The organism is Streptomyces sp. NBC_00459 (assembly GCF_036013955.1).
GTDB lineage: Bacteria > Actinomycetota > Actinomycetes > Streptomycetales > Streptomycetaceae > Streptomyces.
On the sequence record NZ_CP107903.1, the window covers coordinates 9045633 to 9066122 of the forward strand.

17 protein-coding genes are annotated in these 20490 nt (G+C 70.4%); 9 read left to right on the forward strand and 8 right to left on the reverse strand.

Annotated features, from left to right (window positions below):
- Positions 1-115 precede the first annotated feature (115 nt).
- The 5 genes from OHN74_RS39675 to OHN74_RS39695 all read left to right on the forward strand — a co-directional run bounded on the left by OHN74_RS39675 (position 116) and on the right by OHN74_RS39695 (position 6394).
- On the forward strand, positions 116-2584 hold the full coding sequence (locus tag OHN74_RS39675; protein WP_327699399.1) for a SpoIIE family protein phosphatase: 2469 nt from the start codon (positions 116-118) through the stop codon (positions 2582-2584).
- A gap of 81 nt (positions 2585-2665) precedes the next feature.
- Positions 2666-3733, forward strand: coding sequence for a glucose-1-phosphate thymidylyltransferase (locus OHN74_RS39680; RefSeq protein WP_327699400.1), 1068 nt, complete (start codon positions 2666-2668; stop codon positions 3731-3733).
- Positions 3730-4722: a dTDP-glucose 4,6-dehydratase gene (gene rfbB / locus OHN74_RS39685; RefSeq protein ID WP_327699401.1), complete on the forward strand. Its 993-nt coding sequence runs from the start codon at positions 3730-3732 to the stop codon at positions 4720-4722. Before OHN74_RS39680 ends, rfbB begins: the two co-directional genes overlap by 4 nt.
- Entirely contained in the window at positions 4719-5591 is an 873-nt protein-coding gene (gene rfbD / locus OHN74_RS39690) for a dTDP-4-dehydrorhamnose reductase (protein ID WP_327699402.1), read from the forward strand. The genes rfbB and rfbD overlap by 4 nt, the downstream gene beginning before the upstream one ends.
- The gene (locus OHN74_RS39695; RefSeq protein WP_327699403.1) at positions 5591-6394 is read left to right on the forward strand and encodes a class I SAM-dependent methyltransferase; all 804 of its coding nucleotides are present in this window, start codon (positions 5591-5593) and stop codon (positions 6392-6394) included. The genes rfbD and OHN74_RS39695 overlap by 1 nt, the downstream gene beginning before the upstream one ends.
- A 74-nt stretch (positions 6395-6468) precedes the next feature.
- Here the strand turns inward: OHN74_RS39695 and rfbC are convergent, their stop codons facing one another.
- From rfbC to OHN74_RS39710, 3 genes are all read right to left on the reverse strand, one after another.
- Positions 6469-7068: a dTDP-4-dehydrorhamnose 3,5-epimerase gene (rfbC, locus tag OHN74_RS39700; protein WP_327699404.1), complete on the reverse strand. Its 600-nt coding sequence runs from the start codon at positions 7066-7068 to the stop codon at positions 6469-6471.
- Between the two features lie 4 nt (positions 7069-7072).
- Positions 7073-9049, reverse strand: a complete 1977-nt coding sequence (locus OHN74_RS39705) for a glycosyltransferase family 2 protein (protein ID WP_327699405.1) — start codon at positions 9047-9049, stop codon at positions 7073-7075.
- Between the two features lie 267 nt (positions 9050-9316).
- Positions 9317-10423 (reverse strand): XdhC/CoxI family protein, encoded by a 1107-nt coding sequence (locus OHN74_RS39710; protein WP_327699406.1) that lies wholly within the window; start codon positions 10421-10423, stop codon positions 9317-9319.
- 113 nt (positions 10424-10536) lie between these two features.
- On the opposite strand from OHN74_RS39710, the gene OHN74_RS39715 reads away from it, so the two are divergent.
- Positions 10537-12399 carry an endoglycosylceramidase gene (locus tag OHN74_RS39715; protein ID WP_327699407.1) on the forward strand — a complete coding sequence of 621 codons (1863 nt, stop codon included), beginning with the start codon at positions 10537-10539 and terminating at the stop codon, positions 12397-12399.
- A 37-nt stretch (positions 12400-12436) separates the two neighbouring features.
- Here the strand turns inward: OHN74_RS39715 and OHN74_RS39720 are convergent, their stop codons facing one another.
- Positions 12437-13714, reverse strand: coding sequence for a YncE family protein (locus tag OHN74_RS39720; protein ID WP_327699408.1), 1278 nt, complete (start codon positions 13712-13714; stop codon positions 12437-12439).
- 203 nt (positions 13715-13917) lie between these two features.
- Between OHN74_RS39720 and OHN74_RS39725 the strand changes: the two genes are divergently transcribed.
- The gene (locus tag OHN74_RS39725; protein WP_327699409.1) at positions 13918-14619 is read left to right on the forward strand and encodes a TetR/AcrR family transcriptional regulator; all 702 of its coding nucleotides are present in this window, start codon (positions 13918-13920) and stop codon (positions 14617-14619) included.
- 43 nt (positions 14620-14662) lie between these two features.
- Here OHN74_RS39725 and OHN74_RS39730 read toward each other — a convergent pair whose 3' ends face one another.
- The 3 genes from OHN74_RS39730 to ctaD all read right to left on the reverse strand — a co-directional run bounded on the left by OHN74_RS39730 (position 14663) and on the right by ctaD (position 18006).
- Positions 14663-15892 (reverse strand): glycosyltransferase, encoded by a 1230-nt coding sequence (locus OHN74_RS39730; protein ID WP_327700426.1) that lies wholly within the window; start codon positions 15890-15892, stop codon positions 14663-14665.
- Between the two features lie 111 nt (positions 15893-16003).
- A complete protein-coding gene (locus OHN74_RS39735; protein ID WP_327699410.1) occupies positions 16004-16360 on the reverse strand; it encodes a hypothetical protein in 357 nt (118 codons plus the stop codon).
- Entirely contained in the window at positions 16357-18006 is a 1650-nt protein-coding gene (gene ctaD / locus OHN74_RS39740; RefSeq protein ID WP_443060515.1) for an aa3-type cytochrome oxidase subunit I, read from the reverse strand. Before ctaD ends, OHN74_RS39735 begins: the two co-directional genes overlap by 4 nt.
- Positions 18007-18111: 105 nt before the next feature.
- Here ctaD and OHN74_RS39745 point away from each other — a divergent pair, with 105 nt between their 5' ends.
- Together OHN74_RS39745 and OHN74_RS39750 are read left to right on the forward strand one after the other, a co-directional pair.
- A complete protein-coding gene (locus OHN74_RS39745) occupies positions 18112-18660 on the forward strand; it encodes an RNA polymerase sigma factor (protein WP_327699411.1) in 549 nt (182 codons plus the stop codon).
- Positions 18653-19627: a CU044_5270 family protein gene (locus OHN74_RS39750; RefSeq protein WP_327699412.1), complete on the forward strand. Its 975-nt coding sequence runs from the start codon at positions 18653-18655 to the stop codon at positions 19625-19627. Before OHN74_RS39745 ends, OHN74_RS39750 begins: the two co-directional genes overlap by 8 nt.
- Here OHN74_RS39750 and OHN74_RS39755 read toward each other — a convergent pair whose 3' ends face one another.
- Positions 19628-20476 (reverse strand): bifunctional 5,10-methylenetetrahydrofolate dehydrogenase/5,10-methenyltetrahydrofolate cyclohydrolase, encoded by an 849-nt coding sequence (locus OHN74_RS39755; RefSeq protein WP_327699413.1) that lies wholly within the window; start codon positions 20474-20476, stop codon positions 19628-19630.
- Positions 20477-20490 lie beyond the last annotated feature (14 nt).

Below are 20490 nucleotides of genomic sequence, written 5' to 3' on the forward strand. Positions count from 1 at the left end.
CCCGACAGTCACCGCTGTCACGAGACCACTGTGCGGAACGCACAGGTGGCGGCCGGGGCGAACACCGGGAGCGTCAGGGGCTGCGCCTGCGCCCCATACGCGCTGTAATGACGACGTGGTCAGCGAGGAGGCGGGACGCGGAACGAGAACGGCGCGAGCCGAACTCGCGCTCAAGTCGCTCACCGCCGACCTCGACCCACGTGAGCGCCTCCGTCGGGTCCTCGAACAGACGCTCGTCTTCGCGGGCGCGAGCGTCGCCGCCGTCTACACCCCGGGCGACACCGGTGACGTGCTGTGTCTCGTCGAGTCGGCCGGAGTGCCGAGGACGTTGTTCGGGCTGCGCGACAGCTACCCCGTGGACGCCCGATCGCCCGCCGCGGTCGCCCACCGCACCGGACGGCCGGTCTGGCTCGGGCCCGACGAACTCGCCGGGTGCGCCGAGTCCCGGCGGATGCCGGCCGGTGCCGTCCACCTGGCCGCCCTGCCCGTCCGAGCGGGCGCCGCAGCCGGTGACGGCGGCTGTCTGCTCGCTCTGACGGAGCGTCCCGGCGGCTTCGACGACAGCGCCCGGGACAGCCTCGGACTGCTCGCCGAAGCGGTCGCCTGGCCCGCTCCGCCCGCCGCCTCGGACCCCGGCGAACTGTCGGCCGGCGCCTTCAGCCTCGCCATGGACAGCGGACGCGTCGAGGTCGGCGACGAACTCCTCGAACTGTTCGCGCTCGACCGGGCGGACTTCGACGGCAAGGTCGAGACCCTGCTCGGTCTGACCGTGCCCGAGGACCTGCCCTCCCTGATGTCCGTCGTCGAGGCCGACCACATGTCCATCGGCGACCGGGAGCTGGAGTTCCGGGTCCTCCAGCCCGCGGGCCCGCCGAGGTGGCTGCGGCTGCGCGGGCGGCTGGTGACCGCAGGTGAGGGCCGGGCCGCCCGGCTCGTGGGCACGGTCGGCGACGCCTCCCTGCTGCGCTCCGGAGTCACCGACGTGGCACGCGTCCAGCGCCTCGCCGCAGCCCTGGCCACCGCCGGCACCGTCCGTGACGTCAGCCAGGCCGTCGTCACCGCGCTGCGCGAGCCGCTGCTCGCCGACCGGATCGCTCTCGCCGAGCTGGACAACGAACGTCTCGTCGTCACCGTCCTCGACCCGCCCGAACCAGAGGCCTGGCCCGAGCTGTGGCGGCTGGAGTGGCGCTCCGAGTGGCCCGAGTCACCCGTTCGCTCCATGCCGACGCTGGCCGCCGCCCTGCGCGAGGGCAGGGCCGCCATCTGGCCCGCGGGAACCGAACTGGAGCCCGCGCTCCAGGGCGTCGGCCCCGGAGGTCTCGCGGTACTGCCGCTGCCGACCGGCGGCCGGATGGCCGGCATCTGCCTGATCGGCTGGGACAGCCCGCACGAGTTCGGCACCGACGAACGCGCACTGCTCACCGCCGCCGCGGGCCTCGCCGGGCAGGCTCTGACACGCGCCCACGCCTTCGACGCCGAACACGAACTCGTCAGCATGCTCCAGCGCTCCCTGCTGCCCCGCCGCCTGCCCAGACTGCCCGGCGGGGTCGCCGAGGCCCGCTACCTCCCGACCACCGAGGGCCTGGAGGTCGGGGGCGACTGGTACGACGTGATCCCGCTGCCCGACAACCACGTGGCGCTCGTCATCGGCGACGTCCAGGGCCACAACGCGGGCGCCGCCACCCTCATGGGCCAGATGCGCACCGCCCTGCGCGCGTACGCCGTCGAGGGTCACCCGCCGGACGTCGTCGTCTCCCACGCCAACCGTCTCCTTGTCGACATGGAGACCGACCTCTTCGCCACCTGCTGCTATGTCGAGGTCGACATGGAGGAGGGCACCGCCTGGTACGTCCGGGCCGGCCATCTTCCCCCGGTCGTCCGCAACCCCGACGGCACCACCGAGATCACCGAGTCCGACGTCGGCCCGCCGCTCGGGGTGCTGGCCCGGGCCGACTACCCCATGAGCCTGATCCGCCTCCAGCCCGGCACCCTGATCGCCCTCACGACCGACGGCCTCGTCGAGTCCGCCCAGATCGACATCGAGGACGGCCTCGACGCTCTCGCCGCCGACCTCGCCGCCGCCGACCCCGCCCATCTCGGCCTGGTCGCCGACGCCCTGCTCGCGGGCGCCAACCGCAACGACGACGTGGCGCTTCTCCTGCTGCGCTACGACGGCATGGAGCGGCGCCCGCTGCGGGAGAGCTGGACGGTGTGGCGGGTGCCCGAGGCGGTCCGGCACGCCCGCCGCTTCACCCGGCGCACCCTGCGCACCTGGGGCGTTGCGGGGGAGCCGGGCATCCAGGAGAACATGGACACCGTGCTCCTGGTCGTCTCCGAACTGGTCACCAACGCCCTCGTGCACACCGACGGCCAGGTCCGTCTCGACCTGACCCTCTTCAACGGCCGGCTGCGCGTCGCCGTCGCGGACAACTCGCCCCGTACGCCCATCAGACCGACGAACCTCGGCTGGGAGGCCACCGGCGGCCGGGGCATGCTCCTGGTCGAGGCCATGTCGGCCGCCTGGGGAACAGTCCCGGTCAGCGGCGGCAAACAGGTGTGGAGCGAGCTCGCGCTGGAGCCCTGAGCGCCCACGAGCAGGCTCCCCCACCGGTCACGCTGAGGCACCGGATATTACGTCGTGGGGAATCGCGGCTAGGGTGAACGGATGAAGGCTCTCGTGCTCTCCGGCGGCGCCGGCACGCGGCTTCGGCCGATCACCCATACCTCGGCGAAGCAGCTCGTGCCCGTGGCCAACAAAGCCGTGCTGTTCTACGGCCTGGAATCCCTCGCCGACGCGGGCATCACCGAGGTCGGCATGATCGTCGGTGACACCGCCGCCGAGATCGAGGAAGCGGTCGGCGACGGATCGAAGTTCGGTCTGAAGGTCACCTACATCCCGCAGGAGAAGCCCCTGGGCCTGGCTCACGCGGTGCTGATCGCGCGGGACTTCCTCGGTGACGACGACTTCGTCATGTACCTCGGCGACAACTTCATCATCGGCGGCATCAGCGACCTCGTCGACGAGTTCCGCAGACTGCGCCCCGACGCCCAGATCCTGCTCACCCAGGTGCCCGACCCGCGCTCCTTCGGTGTCGCCGAACTCGACGCGGACGGCCAGGTGATCGGCCTGGAGGAGAAGCCCGAGCACCCCAAGAGCGACCTCGCGCTCGTCGGCGTGTACCTCTTCACCCCGGCGATCCACGACGCCGTACGCGCCATCCGCCCCTCCGGGCGCGGCGAGTTGGAGATCACCCACGCCATCCAGTACCTCATCGACGCCCGGTCCGACGTACGATCCACGCTCATCAAGGGCTACTGGAAGGACACGGGGAACGTCACCGACATGCTGGAGGTCAACCGCATGGTCCTGGAGGGCCTCGACCGGCGGATCGACGGCGACGTGGACGACGCCTCCGAGACCATAGGGCGGGTGGTGATCGAGGAGGGTGCGAGCATCAGCCGCTCACGCATCGTGGGACCCGTCGTCATCGGCGCCGGAACCGTCGTCAGCGACTCCTACGTCGGACCGTTCACCTCCGTCGCGGAGAACTGCCGGATCACCGACAGCGAGCTGGAGTTCTCCATCGTGCTGCGGGACTCCTCCATCGCCGGGGTGGGCCGCATCGAGTCCTCGCTCATCGGCCGGCACGTCGAAGTGACCCCGGCGCCCAGTGTTCCCAGCGCCCACCGACTCGTCCTCGGAGACCACAGCAAGGTGCAGATCCACTCATGAACCTCCTCGTCACCGGCGCCGCCGGCTTCATCGGCTCCACGTACGTCCGCACACTCCTCGCGTCCGACGCCCCCGACGCGCCCCGGATCACCGTGCTGGACAAGCTCACGTACGCGGGCACCCTGGAGAACCTGCCGGTCGACCACCCCCGGCTGAAGTTCGTCCAGGGCGACATCTGCGACGCCGAACTCGTCGACAAGCTGATGGCCGAGGCCGACCAGGTCGTCCACTTCGCCGCCGAGTCCCACGTGGACCGCTCGATCGACGGCGCCGCCGACTTCGTCCGCACCAACGTCGTGGGCACCCAGGTGCTGCTGGACGCCGCCCTGCGCTACCGGGTCGGCCCCTTCGTGCACGTCTCCACCGACGAGGTGTACGGCTCGATCGAGACCGGCTCCTGGCCCGAGGACCACCCGCTGGCCCCCAACTCGCCCTACTCGGCGTCGAAGGCGTCCTCGGACCTGCTGGCCCTCGCCTACCACCGCACCCACGGCCTGGACGTCCGCGTCACCCGCTGCTCCAACAACTACGGGCCGCACCAGTTCCCCGAGAAGGTCATCCCGCTCTTCGTCACCAACCTCCTCGACGGCAAGAAGGTCCCGCTGTACGGCGAGGGCCTCAACGTCCGCGACTGGCTGCACGTCGACGACCACTGCCAGGGCGTCGACCTGGTGCGCACCGGCGGCAGGCCCGGCGAGGTCTACAACATCGGCGGCGGCACGGAACTGAGCAACAAGGAACTCACCGGGCTGCTCCTGGAGGCCTGCGGAGCCGACTGGGACAGCGTGGAGTACGTCGAGGACCGCAAGGGCCACGACCTGCGCTACTCCGTCGACTGGGGCAAGCTCCACGACGAGCTGGGCTACACCCCGCGCCACGACTTCGCCGCCGGACTCGCCGCCACCGTCGCCTGGTACCGGGACAACCGCGCCTGGTGGGAGCCCCTCAAGCAGCGCGTCGGCACCGCGGAGAAGCGGGTCGAGGGATGAAGTGGCTCGTCACCGGCGCCGCCGGCATGCTCGGCCTCGACACCGTGGAGGAACTCCTCCGGCGCGGTGAGGACGTCGTGGGCCTCGCCCGCGCCGCCCTGGACATCACCGACCCCGACGACGTGCGCCGCGTCTTCGCCGAGCACCGGCCCGATCTGGTCGTCAACTGCGCGGCCTACACCGCCGTCGACGACGCCGAGACGGACGAGGAGACGGCGCTGCGCATCAACGGCGTCGGACCGCGCCTGCTCGCCCAGGCCTGCGCCGAGCACGGCGCCCGCCTCATCCACGTGTCCACCGACTACGTGTTCGACGGCGAGGCCCGGGACACCCCGTACCCCGAGGACCACACCCCGGCCCCGCGCACGGCGTACGGTCGCACCAAACTCGCCGGTGAACAGGCCGTCCTGGCCACGCTCCCGGACACGAGCGCCGTCCTGCGCACGGCCTGGCTGTACGGCGCCCACGGTGGCAACTTCGTGCGTACGATGATCGATCTGGAGGCGCGTCGGGACACCCTCGACGTCGTCGACGACCAACGCGGCCAGCCCACCTGGAGCGCCGACGTCGCCGCACGTATCGCCGACCTGGGGCCCCTGATCGGCCCCGGGGCGAACGGTATCCTGCACGCCACCAACTCCGGCGAGACCACCTGGTTCGAGCTGGCGCGTGAGGTGTTCCGCCTCGTCGACGCCGACCCGGACCGCGTACACCCCACCACCAGCGCGGCCTTCGTCCGGCCCGCACCCCGACCCGCGTACAGCGCCCTCGGCCACGGCCGTTGGCAGCAGGCCGGTCTCGGACCTCTCCGTGACTGGCGTACCGCCCTGCACGAAGCACTGCCACACATCCGCAAGGAGATTTCCTAGTGAAACGTCATGAGTTCCTCCGGGAGCTCCACAAGGTCAGCGCGAACAGGAACTACCTGGAGATCGGCGTCAACGACGGCCGAAGCCTGACCCTGTCCCGGGTACCGAGCATCGCGATCGACCCCGCTTTCAAGGTGGTCTCGGAGATCCGCGCCGACGTCCACCTCGCGAAGGCGACCAGCGACGACTTCTTCGCGCGGCAGAACCCCCTCGCCCACCTCACGGGCGGCCGGCACCCGCTGCGCAACCTGGCCCGCAACCGCAGCCCGTTCGGCTACTGGCAGCGCACCACGCTCGACCTGTCGTTCATCGACGGCATGCACCTGTTCGAGTACGCGCTGCGCGACTTCATCAACGTCGAGAAGCACTCGGACTGGGCCAGCGTCATCGTCCTCGACGACATGCTGCCGCGCAGCATCGACGAGGCCGCCCGCGACCGGCACACCAACGCCTGGACCGGTGACGTCTACAAGCTGATCGAGATCCTCGCCCGGTACCGCCCCGACCTGGTCACGGTCCTCGTCGACACGGCACCCACCGGACAGCTCATCGTCTTCGGCGCCGACCCCGACAACACGGTCCTGAAGGACAAGTACGACGAGATCATCGCGGAGTTCGAGGTCCCGGACCCGCAGAAGGTGCCCGAGAGCGTCCTGGAGCGGACGCCCGCGATCAAGCCGGAGACCCTGGTCGAGGCCGCCTTCTGGGCACCCCTCGTCAGGTCCCGCAACCGCGGCACCAAGCGCGGCAAGGGCCTGGAGCAGCTGCGCCGCAGCCTGGCGCCGCTGAGCACCACCCGCTGACGCCCGACTGAGCAGAACCCGCGGCCCCGGCAGCTGATCAGCTGCCGGGGCCGCGGTTCGTCTCTGCGGGGGAGTTACCGGTTGCCGCGCAGCTCCGCGTAGTACGCCTTGCACTCCTCGTACGACGGCAGCAGCCCGGCCCGCTCCGCCTCCGCCAGCGTCGGCGCCTCGGCGTCCTTCTCCGAGAGCACCGGTGCGATGCCCTCGGGCCAGGCGATGCCCAGCTCCGGATCGAGCGGATGCACCCCGTGCTCACGGCCCGGCGCGTACCCCGTCGAGCACAGGTACACCACGGTGGCGTCGTCGGTGAGCGCCATGAAGGCGTGCCCGAGGCCTTCCGCGAGGAACACGGCGTGCCGGGTCTCGTCGTCGAGCCGTACCGCCTCCCACTGCCCGTAGGTGGGCGAGCCGACCCGGATGTCCACCACGACGTCCAGGACCGCGCCGCGCACACACGTCACGTACTTGGCCTGGCTCGGCGGCACGTCCGAGAAGTGCACCCCGCGGACGACGCCCCGGCGCGAGACCGAGCAGTTCGCCTGGGCGAGGGAGAGGTCGTAGCCGGTGGCCTCGCGGAACTCCGCACCCCGGTACCACTCGTGGAAGGCGCCCCGGTCGTCCGGGAAGATCTTCGGTTCCAGTACCCAGGCGCCTTCGATGTCCAGTGCGCGCATGCTGTCAGGCTCCGTTCCCGCGTCGCAGCCCGGCCTTGCGCGCGATCTTCCCGAGCGTGCGCCGCACCTTGCGGACCACCCGCTGCCCGGTGCCCGGTCCGGCGGGCTTGGCGGGTCGCACGACCTGGAGGCGGCCGGCCTTGGCGCTGAGGCCGACGGACACCGCCAGGAAGCGCGGCTCGTCCGCCTCGGGGGCCAGGCACAGCGCGGGCTTCCACGTCCCGTCGGTCAGAGCGCCGCCGGGCAGCGTCGCCTCGACGAACGCCCCGGAGCCGTCGGAGGCACCGGACAGCGTGCCGGACACCTCCACGGGCTGAGCCGCCGCCGGAGAGGTCAGCCGCAGCAGCGCCTTGGTGTCGCCGGGCGCGTGCAGGGGCAGCGTCACGCGCAAGCGGTCACCCGTGACGGTGACATCGTCCGGCTTGACGCGGCCCAGGCCCACGCCCTTGACCGCGCGGTCGACGTCCAGGGACAGCGTGGCCTGCTTCGCGGTCCAGTACGGCAGGACCACGCGGCCGGCGACCACACCGGCCGGCGGCACCGGGCGGGGGTCGAGCTTCACCGGGCCGAGCCGGCACTCACGGGTCCAGCCGCCCAGCTTGATCCGGACGAACACGTCGAACAGACCGCCACCGAGCGCCACACCGCCCGCCGCCGTGCCAGGGTCGACGGTGGCCGTGCCGCGCAGCACCAGCCGCACCTGCCCGTCCTCGTCGGCCGGGAGGGTCTCGCGGGTCAGTTCCACCGGCTGGAAGAACTGGGCGGCCGTGGCCCGCTCACGCACCAGGAAGTCCGCCGTCGCACTGCCGAACCGGGCGACGGTCGACGCGCCCACCCGGGCGATCGCGTCGTCGGCGTCGGTGGGGGTGCCGTCCAGGTCGGCGCCGTCGCTGTCGTCCTCGGCGGGGAACGTCATCGGCTTGCCGCGCGAGGTGAACTCGGCGGTGAAACCGACGTGCAGGACACCGTCGCGCCACTCCACGCTCTGCGGGGTGGCGGTGGGGGCGAGCGACGCCTCCCACTCGGCGAACGCCACCACGTCGTCCAGCCGGTCGGCGGCGATCAGCGCCGCCACGATGCGCTGCGCCTCCTGCATCCCGTTGGCGACACCCGGGCCGAAGCGCTCGACGACGACCCCGCGGATCTCGTCGAACATCTCCTTGCGGTAGTCCTCCGGCAGCTTCAGGAGACGGTTGCTGCGCATGCGCTCGACCATCTCGTTGCGCAGCCAGCGCCGGAACAGGCGGTCGCGGACCGTCCCCGGCTCGGTGTACCGCTCGACGACGTCGAGGGCCTCGCGCAGGTTGCGGAAGTAGCCGACCGGGTCGAAGCGCTGGAATCCCGCGTTCGAGGCGTCGTCGCGCTTGACGTGGTAGTAGCAGACGTAGTCGCTGAGCACGGAGACGTTGTCCGCGCGCAGATACGCCTCGGTCACGAAGACATGGTCCTCAAGGCGCCGCCTGCCCTCGGGGAAGCGCAGCCCGATGCGGTCGAGGAACGCGCGGCGGAGCATCTTGTGCGGGGTGAGGCTGTCGATCAGCGGGGCGTTCTCGACACTGGCCTTGGGGTGGTTGTGCCGGAACAGCTCGACCGGCACCGGGCGGCCCTTGCCGGCCATCTTGCCGACGATCACATCGGCGCCGTTGGCCACGCCGTAGTCGTACATCCGCTCAAGGGCCTCGTCGCCGAGGTAGTCGTCGTTGTCGACGAACATCACGAACTCGCCCTGCGAGGCCTCGATGCCGACGTTGCGCGGCTTGCCCGACCAGCCCGAGTTCTCCTGGTGGATGACCTGGACACGCGGTTCCTCCGCGGCGAGCTGGTCCAGCCGGGCCGGGGTCTCGTCGGTGGAACCGTCGTTGACGAAGATCACTTCGTACTCGTCGGCGGGCAGCGACTGCCGCAGCAGCGACGCGACGCAGTCCTCGATGTACGGTCCCGGGTTGTAAACCGGAACGATGACGCTGACCTTGACCGGCATGCGGCTGAAAGCTCCCTTTTTGGCTCTGCTCCCCGTTTCCGCAACGGCACGGTCCGGGCTGCCCGATACTAACCGGGCGAGGGCCTCCTGGACCTGCCGGGGCGCGGCCCCGAAGGGGCGCGGGAAACTGCGCGATCAGCCACGACGGCGCCGCACCCGCGAGACGGCAAATCGTGGCACCCCGCAAGGCGCGCCCACGCTCACAAACGCGCACCTCCTGCTCATCTCCGACACCCGCCTCCCCGAACGCACTGTCATCCGCCGGAGCTAACCGCCCTCCGGCGGATGGATCGCCCCCACCTTTACCGTCAGCGACACCCCGCTGCCGCCCCAGCGCAGGGCCACGATCTCGGCGGCCACGGACACCGCCACCTCCTCGGGCGTACGGGCGCCCAGATCCAGCCCGATGGGGGAGCGCAGCCGGGACAGTTCGGGTCCGGTGAGGCCGGCCTCCGTCAGCCGCCCGTGGCGGTCGTCGTGGGTGCGGCGGCTGCCCATCGCCCCGATGTACGCGGCGGGCCGGCGCAGCGCCTCCTCCAGCAGCGGTACGTCGAACTTCGGGTCGTGGGTCAGGACGCAGATCACCGTGCGCTCGTCGGTGTCCGTGCCGCGCAGATAGCGGTGCGGCCAGTCGACGACCACCTCGACGCCCTCGGGGAAGCGCTTCGGGGTGGCGAAGAGCGGGCGGGCGTCGCAGACGGTGACCCGATAGCCGAGGAAGGCGCCGATCCGGGCCACGGCGGCGGCGTAGTCGATGGCGCCGAAGACGAGCATGCGGGGCGGAGGCGCGAAGGAGTGCAGGAACACGGTGACGGCGTCCTCGCGCCGCTCGCCGTGGGGCCCGTAGTGCCGCAACCCCGTTGCCCCCAGCGCCAGTTCACCGCGCGCGTCGGCGGTGACGGCCACGTCGAGACCGGTCGTGCCCAGCGTGCCGGCCACCCGGTCGGGCCAGACGGCGAGCGTGGCGCCGCGCGCCGCCGGACCGTCGGTCACGGTGGCCACGGTCACCGGCCGGCCCGCCGCCACCGTCTCCGCGACCGCCGCGAAGGACGGATCGAGGTCCGGCGTCACGGGCCGTACGAGGAGGGTGATCTCACCGCCGCAGGTCAGCCCCACCGCGAAGGCGTCCTCGTCGCTGTAGCCGAAGGTCTCCAGCCGTGCCTCACCGCTCGCCACGACCTCCTGGGCCAGCTCGAACACCGCGCCCTCGACGCAGCCCCCGGACACACTGCCCACCACCTCGTCGCCGGGCCCCACCGCCATCGCGGCCCCGGGGTCACGGGGGGCGCTGCGGCTCACCGAGACGACGGTGGCGAGACCGAACGGCTCGTCCGCGGCGTACCAACGCCCGAGCGCGGGGAGAATGTCACGCACGATTCGCTCCTTTTGTCGCCCATGTGCCTTGATGATCGCCCATGAGAGTCAAAAGCTGAAGATTACTCAGGAGTCAGTTGGTATTGACGACTCCTGATGCGCGCGGGACTGTAATGCACATGTCGAAGTTGCGTGTGCATCTGCTCGGCGTACTGGTCCTGGTCACGGGTTTCGTGACCACCGTCGGCTCCCAGCCCGCCCGGGCCGACACCCTTTGGTTCGACTCTCCTACCTCCACCACCCTCACCGTTCAGAACGGTCGGTTCACCGACGCTCTGGGCCGCGAGGTCGTTCTCCGTGGCTACAACGTCTCCGGTGAGACGAAGCTCAAGGAGAACAACGGACTGCCCTTCGCCTCGGTCGCCGACGCCAAGAAGTCGGCGACCGCCCTGCGAGCGCTCGGCGGCGGCAACAGCGTCCGCTTCCTGCTCTCCTGGGCGTACGCGGAGCCTGTCCGTGGCTCGGTGAGCAGCAGCTATCTGGCCGCCGCCACCGCTCAGATGGGTGCCTTCCTGGACGCGGGCATCCGCGTCTACCCCGACTTCCACCAGGATCTCTACTCCCGCTGGCTCTTCGACTCGGACAGCTGGTACACCGGCGACGGCGCCCCCAAGTGGGCCGTCGACCTCGGTAACTACCCGGACGAGTACTGCGGGATCTGCCCCTTCTGGGGGCAGAACATCACCTCGAACGCGGCGGTGACGAAGGCGACTTACGACTTCTGGCACAACACCTACGGAATCCAGGACTCGTTCCTCGACACCGCGCAGAAGACGATGGCGTACCTGAAACAGAACCTCACCAGTGCCCAGTTCACGGGTGTCGTCGGCTTCGACCCCTACAACGAGCCGCACTTCGGGACTCTCGACTCGGGCCAGACCAGCCGGGCCTGGGAGAAGGACGTCATGTGGCCCTTCTACGTCAAGTTCCGGGCCCGGATGGACACGGCCGGCTGGCAGGACAAGCCCGCCTTCGTCGAGCCGAACCTCTTCTGGAACGCCAACATCGACTTCCAGAAGCAGGAGGGCGGACTGCTCGACGCCGGGACCATCGGCCCGCGTTACGTCTTCAACACCCACTTCTACGACCAGAAGGCGATCTCCGGCGTCTTCATGTGGGGCAAGGCGGAGGACGGCCAGTACGCCACGGACATGGGGACGATCCGTGACCGGGCCGCGGCAGGCGGTACGGCGGGGATCGTCAGCGAGTTCGGCCACCCGCTGAACGGCAACGTCTCCGACAAGGCGCCGACCGTCCTCAAGGCGATGTACCAGGGGCTCGACTCCCGGGTGAAGGGGGCGAGCTGGTGGGCCAACGCGAGCGGATCGGGCCCGGTGCTGTCCGGCAGCCAGTGGCAGTGGGACATCTACAACGGCCGTCACCATGAGCTGATGAACGACAACCCCGACAAGGTGCTCACCACCGGTGACGCCTGGAACGACGAGGACCTGTCCGCCGTACGCCTCGACGACTCGGGTACGGCCGTCCTGCGCCAGGACGCCCGGATGCTGGACCGCGTCTATCCGGGCGCCACGGCGGGGACGACGCTCGCCTTCACCTACGAGGACCGCTCCCGGGACGGGTCCACGACCCTCACCTGGAACCCGGTGCCGAGTTCACTGCCGAACGTGTCCACGCTGGTGGGCTCGGGGCAGTACGGCGTGCTGGTGTGGCGGTCGAAGGGCATCTCGGCGCCGACCGAACTCCATCTGCCGGCGTCCTTCCCGACGGCGACCACCACGGTCGTCTCCGACCTCGGCACGGTCTACGGCCCGCCGGCCTACACCAGTACGACCCCGATCGCGGCGGGCACCGACCCCGGCAACACGGGAAGCCGCCGCCTGCTGCTCACCGCGCCGGACTCGGGAGTCCTGCACTACGCGCTGGTGACCAACGGGGCGACGGCTCCTTCGGCGACCGTACTGAACGCTGCGCGGGCCGAACTGGCTTCGTGGGCCGCGCAGGAGTTCAGCTAGTCGATCGACCGGCGGTCAACCGACCCGGAATCACGGGTCAGTTGGTCGCCGGGCCAGTCCAGTCCGCCTCGACATGGCCGAGGCGGACTCGCTGGGGGTGGTCGCCGACCGGCACGGACACCGTCTTCAGCCCGGTGGCGAAGTCGATGGCCGTGATCTGGTCGGCGCCGCTCTCCGAGATGACACAGGACTTGCCGTCGCCGCTCACCGTGGCCCAGTAGGGCTTCGAGGCGGGGACGAGCGGGCCCTCCTGGAGTGTCGCGCGGTCGACGACCGTCGCGTAGTCGTCCATCGTGCCCGCGACGCACAGCTTCGTGCCGTCCGGCTTCATCGAGATGCCGTGGTGGCGCGAGTCGTTGACGAACGTGGTGCGGTCGTCGCTGGTCGCCGGGTTCTTCGGCAGGGTCTTGGTCCGGGTGATCTTGTCTGTGGCGATGTCGTACTCGAAGAAGCCGTTGAAGAACGAGACCTGGAAGTACAGCTTCGACTCGTCGGGCGAGAAGGCGGCCGGGCGGACCGCGTCCGAGTAGTCGTTGAGGCCGATGGCGTTGAGCCGGTCCCGCATGTCGATCACCTTGACCTGCTTGAAGGTGGCCGCGTCGACGACCACGATCTTCCGGTCGCCCTTGGTGAAGTCCTGCCACGGAGCGTCCTGCGAGGTGTTGACGTCCCCGATGGCCATGTTCCAGATGTACTTGCCGTCCTTGGTGAAGATGTTCTCGTGCGGCTTGTCGCCGGTGGCGAACGAACCGATCTGCGCACCGGTGTTGATGTTCAGCACGTGCACGGTGTTGGAGATCGACGCGGAGACCGCGACCCGGGTGCCGTCGGGGGATACCGCCATGTGGTCCGAGCGGTAACCCGACACGGGGAAGCGCCAGTTGATCGCCCCGGTGGCGAGGTCGATCGACACGACGTCGGCGAAGCTCGGCCGGGAAACGACCACCGACTTGCCGTCCGGGGTGGAGTACATGTCGTCGACCAGCTGGTCGTGGCCCTCGCCGACTCCGTTGCGGATGGCCATGAAGTAGATCCACTTGATCGGATCGGCGTTGATCGCGGCCAGCCGCGCCGCCTTGTCCGGTACGACGTTGATCCGGCCGATCTTGGCGAAGTCGCCGGTGGACTTGACGACGTCGGCGGTGCCTTCCCAGTTGTTGCCGACGAACATCACCTCGCGCAGGCTCGCGGCGGCGGCCGTGTCGGAGTCAGCGGCCTCGGTCGCGGCGATGGCGGAGCCGGCCGCGGGTGCGGTGACGGTCAGGACGAGGGCGGCGGCCATGGCACAGAGGTGCCTGGATCTGAAAGCGGGCATGAGTGCTCTCCCCTCCGGGAGTGGACAGACGGTCTGTGGCGGGTGCATGACATGTCGGGCATAAGGGGGAACGGCGACTGCGGGCGGGAAACTGAACACGGTCACGTTCAGATTGGACTTACTGGAAAGTAAGGAGGGGGTGCCCTTCTCCACAAGACTGCGTGCAGGACAAACTTGGCCCCCGGACGATGAAGGAGGGTTCATTGGCGGGCAGACTCAGGGCGCCGACCGGCCGCTACGCAGGCAGGACGGCCGAGGAGCGACAGGCCGAGCGGCGCCGGAGATTCCTGGACGCCGCACTCCAGCTGTTCGGCGACACGCCGGGCTACCGCTCGACGACCGTCGCCGCGCTCAGTGAGGCGGCGGGTCTGTCGACCCGCCAGTTCTACGAGGAGTTCCGCACCCTGGAGGACGTCCTGGCCGCCCTTCACCTCCAGGTCAACGACTGGGCCGAGGGAGCGGCGCTCACCGCGCTGGCCGCCGCAGAGGGCCTGCCCATCGCCGAACGAGCCGCCGCGATCTTCCGCGCCTACGCCGCCAACGTCACCGCCGACCCCCGCCGCATCCGTATGACCTTCGTCGAGATCATCGGAGTCAGCTCCCGGCTGGAGGAACAGCGTCTCACCCGCCGCTCACGCTGGGTGAACCTCATCTGCACGGAGGCGGAGGCAGCCGTCGCCCGCGGAGAGGCGGCGCCGCGCGACTACCATCTCGCCGCGACGGCTTTCATCGGCAGCGTCAACGGCCTGCTGCACGACTGGAGCGCCGGATGGGTGGACGCCACGCTGGACGAGGTGGTGGACGAACTGGTGCGGATGCTGCTGGGCATCCTGCGCCCGGCCGGCTGGGAGCCCCCGCGCGCCGAGCCTGCCGGTGACACCGCCGAGGTCGCCGGCGACTCCTGACGTCTGCCGGCCTTCTGCCGAGCCGAGGCGACGTCGGGGGAATTCACCCGGCCAGCCGGTTCACCGACTCCAGTACGGGCCCGACACCGTCCTCCGCGCCGATCCGGGCCGCGAGGGCGCGCGCCCGCTCCCGGTACGAGGGGTCGCTGGTCGCCCGTACCAGGGCCGACGCCAGTTCGGCGGTCGTCAGCCTCCGCAGCGGAAGCGTCCGTGGTGCCACGCCCAGGGAGACCAGCCGTGCCGCCCAGAAACCCTCGTCGAACTGGATCGGCACGGGCACCGCCGGCACTCCGGCCCGCAGGCCGGCGGCGGTAGTACCCGCTCCCGAGTGGTGGACCACGGCCGCCATACGGGGGAACAGCGCGGAGTGCGCGACCTCGCCGATCGTCAGCATGTCGTCGCCGTCCGCTCGGAGCCCGCCCCACCCCCGCTGGACAACCCCACGCATCCCGGCCTGCCGCAGGGCCCCGACGACGGCCGCGCTCAGCTGCCCGGGATCGGGCACGGTGGCGCTGCCCAGGCCCACGAAGACCGGCGGCGGGCCCGAGGCGAGGAACTCCTCCAGCTGGGACGGCAGCTGGGGCCGGGCGTCGTACGGCCACCAGTAGCCGGAGACGTCGAGCCCGGGGCGCCAGTCGCGGGGCCGGGGCACCACCAGCGGGCTGAAGCCGTGATGCACCGGCCAGCCCCGGCGTTCCCGGGCGCGGCGTGCGGCCCCCGGGGCGTGGCGGGGCAGGCCCAGCCGGTCCCGTACGGCAGGCACGGTCGAGGCGAAGACCTGCTCGACGGCCATGCTCACCCCGTTCCCGGCGAGCCGGTTGCCCGCCGGGCCCCAGGAGCGGCCCCCGAGGAGGGCCGGCCCGAACTCACCTGTCGGAGCGAGCGGTTGGAGATACACGCCCATGCTCGGCAGTCGCAACCCCTCCGCGATGGTGTGCCCCAGGGGTCCCAGGGAACTGGACAGCAGCAGCACGTCGTTCACGCGGGCTGCGGCCAGCAGGTCGTCGGTCATCCGGTCGACGAGCCGTCGCGCCATCTCGACCACCCTCAGGAGTTTCCCGGCCCCGGTCGCGCTGCGGTGAAGCCCGCGCCCGCGTGGCGACTCCAGCTCCGCCCGGGGATCCAGGGGCAGGGCATGGAACCCGACCCCGGCCCCCGCCACCAGCGGCTCGAAGCAGCCGTGCGTGACCAGGGTGACCTCGTGCCCGGCCCGGGCAAGGCCGTGCCCGAGCCCGGTGAAGGGGGCCACATCACCTCGTGAGCCTGCCGTCATGATCGCTACGCGCACGGGAGCCAGTATGGTGCCCCGGGGTGTGCGGGGAACTGCGTGATCAGCCATCATCGGCCCGCGGTCAACGAACCGACCGCCCCTCTCGTGGAGCGCCTAGCGTCGTGGCGGAGCGAGGAGGAGCAGAAGGAGCGGTGTAGTCGCCGCGAGCGCCAGAGCCACGGCCGTCAGCCTGCCTTTCAGGCGGCGGTACTTCGCCTCGTACTCGGCCCGCAACTCCGTGCTGCGGGCCGCGGTGCGCTGCCAGGAGGTCCGGACCACAGCGAGATGTTCTGCCGCGAACTGCCTTTCCAACTCGGCTCGCTGATGATTCGTCAGCCAGTCGAGGGAGGCGGTGAAGCGGGCGGCGGCCTCGTGTCCCTCCTGGCGGGTCGCGGCGATGAGCAGGTGGCCCTGGATCTCGTTGACCAGAGCCGTCACGTCGACCTGGCCGTCGTGGTCTCTCGCGGTCACTGTCGGGTCAACTCCTGCTGCTGGGGGGAGTGGTGCAGGTCGAAGGCCGGGGATTCGCTGCGGATCCGCGGCAGGGTGAGGAAGTTGTGCCGCGGGGGCGGGCACGAGGTGGCCCACTCCAGCGAACGGCCGTAGCCCCACGGGTCGTCGACCTCGACCTTCTTGCCGTACTTCGCGGTCTTCCACACGTTGTAGAGGAACGGGAGCACGGAGAGACCGAGGACGAACGAGGAGATGGTCGAGATCGTGTTCAGCGCGGTGAGGCCCTCGACCGCGAGGTAGTCGGGGATGCGGCGCACCATCCCGTTGGGACCCAGCCAGTGCTGGACAAGGAAGGTGCCGTGGAAGCCGATGAACAGGGTCCAGAACGTGATCTTGCCGAGGCGTTCGTCGAGCATCTTGCCGGTGAACTTCGGCCACCAGAAGTGGAAGCCGGAGAACATGGCGAACACGACCGTCCCGAAGACGACGTAGTGGAAGTGGGCGACGACGAAGTACGTGTCGGACACGTGGAAGTCGATCGGGGGTGACGCGAGCATCACGCCGGTCAGGCCGCCGAAGGTGAAGGTGATCAGGAAGCCGGTGGCCCAGAGCATCGGGGTCTCGAACGACAGGGACCCCTTCCACATGGTTCCGATCCAGTTGAAGAACTTCACGCCCGTCGGTACGGCGATGAGGAACGTCATGAAGGAGAAGAACGGCAGGAGGACTCCGCCGGTGACGTACATGTGGTGGGCCCACACGGTCACGGACAGGCCGGCGATGGCGATGGTCGCGCCGATCAGGCCCATGTAGCCGAACATCGGCTTGCGGGAGAAGACCGGGATGACCTCGCTGATGATGCCGAAGAACGGCAGCGCGATGATGTACACCTCCGGATGCCCGAAGAACCAGAACAGGTGCTGCCACAACAGGGCACCACCGTTGGCGGCATCGAAGATGTGTGCGCCGAATTTCCGATCCGCCTCCAGCGCGAAGAGCGCGGCGGCGAGAACGGGGAAGGCGAGCAGGACGAGGACCGCGGTCAGCAGCACGTTCCACACGAAGATCGGCATGCGGAACATGGTCATGCCGGGTGCGCGCATGCAGATGATGGTGGTGATGAAGTTGACCGCGCCGAGGATGGTGCCGAAGCCGGAGAAGGCCAGGCCCATGATCCACAGGTCGGCGCCGATGCCCGGGGAGCGGACGGCGTCGGAGAGCGGGGAGTAGGCGAACCAGCCGAAGTCGGCAGCACCGGAGGGGGTGAGGAAGCCGCCGACCGCGATCGTCGAGCCGAACAGGTACAGCCAGTAGGCGAACATGTTCAGCCGCGGGAACGCGACGTCGGGGGCGCCGATCTGCAGCGGCATGATCCAGTTGGTGAAACCGGCGAACAGCGGCGTCGCGAACATCAGCAGCATGATCGTGCCGTGCATCGTGAACGCCTGGTTGAACTGCTCGTTCGACATGATCTGCAGACCCGGCCGGGCCAGCTCGGCGCGCATGAACAGCGCCATCACGCCACCGATGCAGAAGAACGCGAACGACGTCACCAGATACAGCGTGCCGATCGTCTTGTGGTCAGTGGTCGTCAGCCACTTGACGCTTCTTGGGCTCTTGGTGGTGCGGGGTTCGACAGCGGGTCTGACGTTGATGGTCTTCACGCCCCGCCTGTGTCCGCGCCCGGCCCGGACGTCACACTCGGGTGACGCGACGAGGATCACGGAAACGGGTGTGACGATCCGCGGAGTGCCGGACAAGAACGGGACATGAGCAACGACGAGACCTTCGCCGCTGCCTATCGCGAGCACTACTGGGCGGTCAGCCGCTATGTCGCTCGACGACTGGACGGCCGTACCAGCGAGGTGGAGGAAGTGGTGGCGGACGTGTTCACCGTCGCCTGGCGGCGGCGCGGCGACCTGCCGGCGTCCCCGCTGCCCTGGCTGTACGGCGTGGCACGCAACTGCCTGGCCAACGCGGTACGCGGCCAGGGCCGTCGGCGTCGGCTGGTCGACCGGCTGGGCAACGACGAGACGGCGCACGGCAGGCAGGTCGTGGCGAGCCCCGACACGGAGTCGCCGGGCGCCTGGGTGCACGAGGCGCTCGCCCGGCTCACCCCGGCCGACCAGGAGGTCCTGCGCCTGACGGCCTGGGAGGAACTCGCCGTCGACGAGGTCGCCGTGGCTCTGGACTGCGGTACACGCGCGGCGGCGATGCGGCTGCACCGGGCCCGGCGCCGGCTGAGAACCGAGATCGACCGGATACGCCCCACGCTCGCCGCCGACGTGAACTCCCCGAAGGAACACGGCCATGCCTGACGAACTCGACCTGCTGCGCGGCGCCAACCCCGTGCCGGCGGACGGCCCCCACTTCGGCGACGGACCACTGGACCACGACGCGGAGCGCCGGCTCAACCGACTGCTGCACGGCGGCGGCCCGTTCGGCCGTCGCCGCACCCGCTGGATGTGGAGCCTCGCGACCGTCGCGGTGGTCGCCGCGACCGCGCTGGCCCTGCTCCTCGTGGGCCCCAACACCGCCCCGGCGGTGGCCGCCCCCCGCCCGTTGCTCGTGCAGGCCGGCTCCACCCCCGTACCCCTGGCCAGGATGGCCGAGATCGCCGAGGCGGCAGCGGCGGACGGCTCGCCGGAACTCCGCAGGGGCACCCACGTACAGACGTGGAGCATGGGCATGTCGGAGGACGCGCCCCCGATCACGCTGCCCGTCGAACGCGTCGTACGCTGGCGGGCCGACGCGAGCCATACGGAACTGGTCGTGGCGACCGATCCACAGCATCCCGGTCGGCCGGTCCTGAGTGAGGGGGACGACGGAACCGACCTGGTCGAGGACGGACACGTCATCAGCGAGCAGACGTTCGGGCCGAGCTGGAGCGACGCCCCGCCCGAGTCGCCGCCGCCGCACGACCCGGGCCTCCTGAAGGCCTACCTTCAGGAGACGCAGTACCCGAGCACCGCGCTGACGACCCGCGAACTCCTCGACGCGGTGCGGGTGTTGCTCGACCACTGGACCCTCGGGGCCCGCGAGGACGCGGCCGTCGCCAGGCTGCTGGCGGACGCCGGAGGGCTGCGGCCTGTCGGCCGGGTGACGGACCGGCTCGGGCGGCCCGGCCAGGCGTATGTGTACGACGGACGCGGCTCCCGTCAGATGCTGATCATGGACCCGGTCACCGGTGCCGTCCTCGGCCTGGAGGACACCGCCACCACCGCCGAGCCCGAGTGGGGTCTGAAAGCGGGCGACGTCATGGACTACAGCGCCTGGATGCGCTGATCACACCCCGAGCTGCCGGGCGGCGGCCTCGACGGTCTGCTCCAGCAGCGTCGCGATCGTCATCGGACCGACGCCGCCCGGAACCGGGGTGATCAGCCCGGCCCGCTCGACGGCGGAGTCGAAGTCGACGTCGCCGGTGTTCCCGGGGTTGTACCCGGCGTCGATCACGACGGCGCCGGGCTTGATGTCCTCGCCCCGGATCAGCCGGGGCCGGCCCACGGCGGCGACCACGATGTCCGCCTCGCGCACGACGGACGACAGGTCCCGGGTCCGCGAGTGGCAGTACGTCACCGTCGCATCGCGTCCGAGGAGCAGCATGCCGACCGGCCTGCCGAGGATCGCGCTCCGGCCCACCACCACGGCCCGCCTGCCGGACGGATCGACCCCGTACTCGTCCAGCAGCCGCATGATGCCGCCGGGCGTGCAGGACACGAAGCCCGGCAGGCCGAAGCTCATCGTCGCGAAGGAGGCGAAGGTGACGCCGTCGACGTCCTTCTCCGGCGCGATCGCCTCGAACGCGGCCCGCTCGTCGATGTGCGCCCCCATGGGGTGCTGCAGCAGGATGCCGTGCACAGCGGGATCGTCCGAGAGGGCGCGCAACGCGCCGACCAGTTCCCCGGTGGTCGTGGCGGCGGGCAGCTCGACATGGCGGGACTCGATGCCGGCCTTGCGGCAGCGGTTCCGCTTCATCCGGACGTAGGTGACGGAGGCGGGGTCGGCACCCACCAGCACCGTCGCCAGACAGGGTGCCGTACCCGTGCGGTCGGTGAGTTCGGCGGCCTTCTTCGCGGTGTCGTCGGCGATGCGTCGGGCGAGCGAGGTGCCGTCGATGAGCCGGGCCTGGGACATGAGCCACTCCTGAG

Coding starts and splice junctions, on each gene's coding strand:
- OHN74_RS39680 (WP_327699400.1), top strand. CDS start 2,666: ATGAAGGCTCTCGTGCTCTCCGGCGGCGCCGGCACGCGGCTTCGGCCG.
- rfbB (WP_327699401.1), top strand. CDS start 3,730: ATGAACCTCCTCGTCACCGGCGCCGCCGGCTTCATCGGCTCCACGTAC.
- rfbD (WP_327699402.1), top strand. CDS start 4,719: ATGAAGTGGCTCGTCACCGGCGCCGCCGGCATGCTCGGCCTCGACACC.
- rfbC (WP_327699404.1), bottom strand. CDS start 7,068: ATGCGCGCACTGGACATCGAAGGCGCCTGGGTACTGGAACCGAAGATC.
- OHN74_RS39705 (WP_327699405.1), bottom strand. CDS start 9,049: ATGCCGGTCAAGGTCAGCGTCATCGTTCCGGTTTACAACCCGGGACCG.
- OHN74_RS39715 (WP_327699407.1), top strand. CDS start 10,537: ATGCACATGTCGAAGTTGCGTGTGCATCTGCTCGGCGTACTGGTCCTG.
- OHN74_RS39720 (WP_327699408.1), bottom strand. CDS start 13,714: ATGCCCGCTTTCAGATCCAGGCACCTCTGTGCCATGGCCGCCGCCCTC.
- OHN74_RS39730 (WP_327700426.1), bottom strand. CDS start 15,892: ATGACGGCAGGCTCACGAGGTGATGTGGCCCCCTTCACCGGGCTCGGG.
- OHN74_RS39745 (WP_327699411.1), top strand. CDS start 18,112: ATGAGCAACGACGAGACCTTCGCCGCTGCCTATCGCGAGCACTACTGG.
- OHN74_RS39750 (WP_327699412.1), top strand. CDS start 18,653: ATGCCTGACGAACTCGACCTGCTGCGCGGCGCCAACCCCGTGCCGGCG.
- OHN74_RS39755 (WP_327699413.1), bottom strand. CDS start 20,476: ATGTCCCAGGCCCGGCTCATCGACGGCACCTCGCTCGCCCGACGCATC.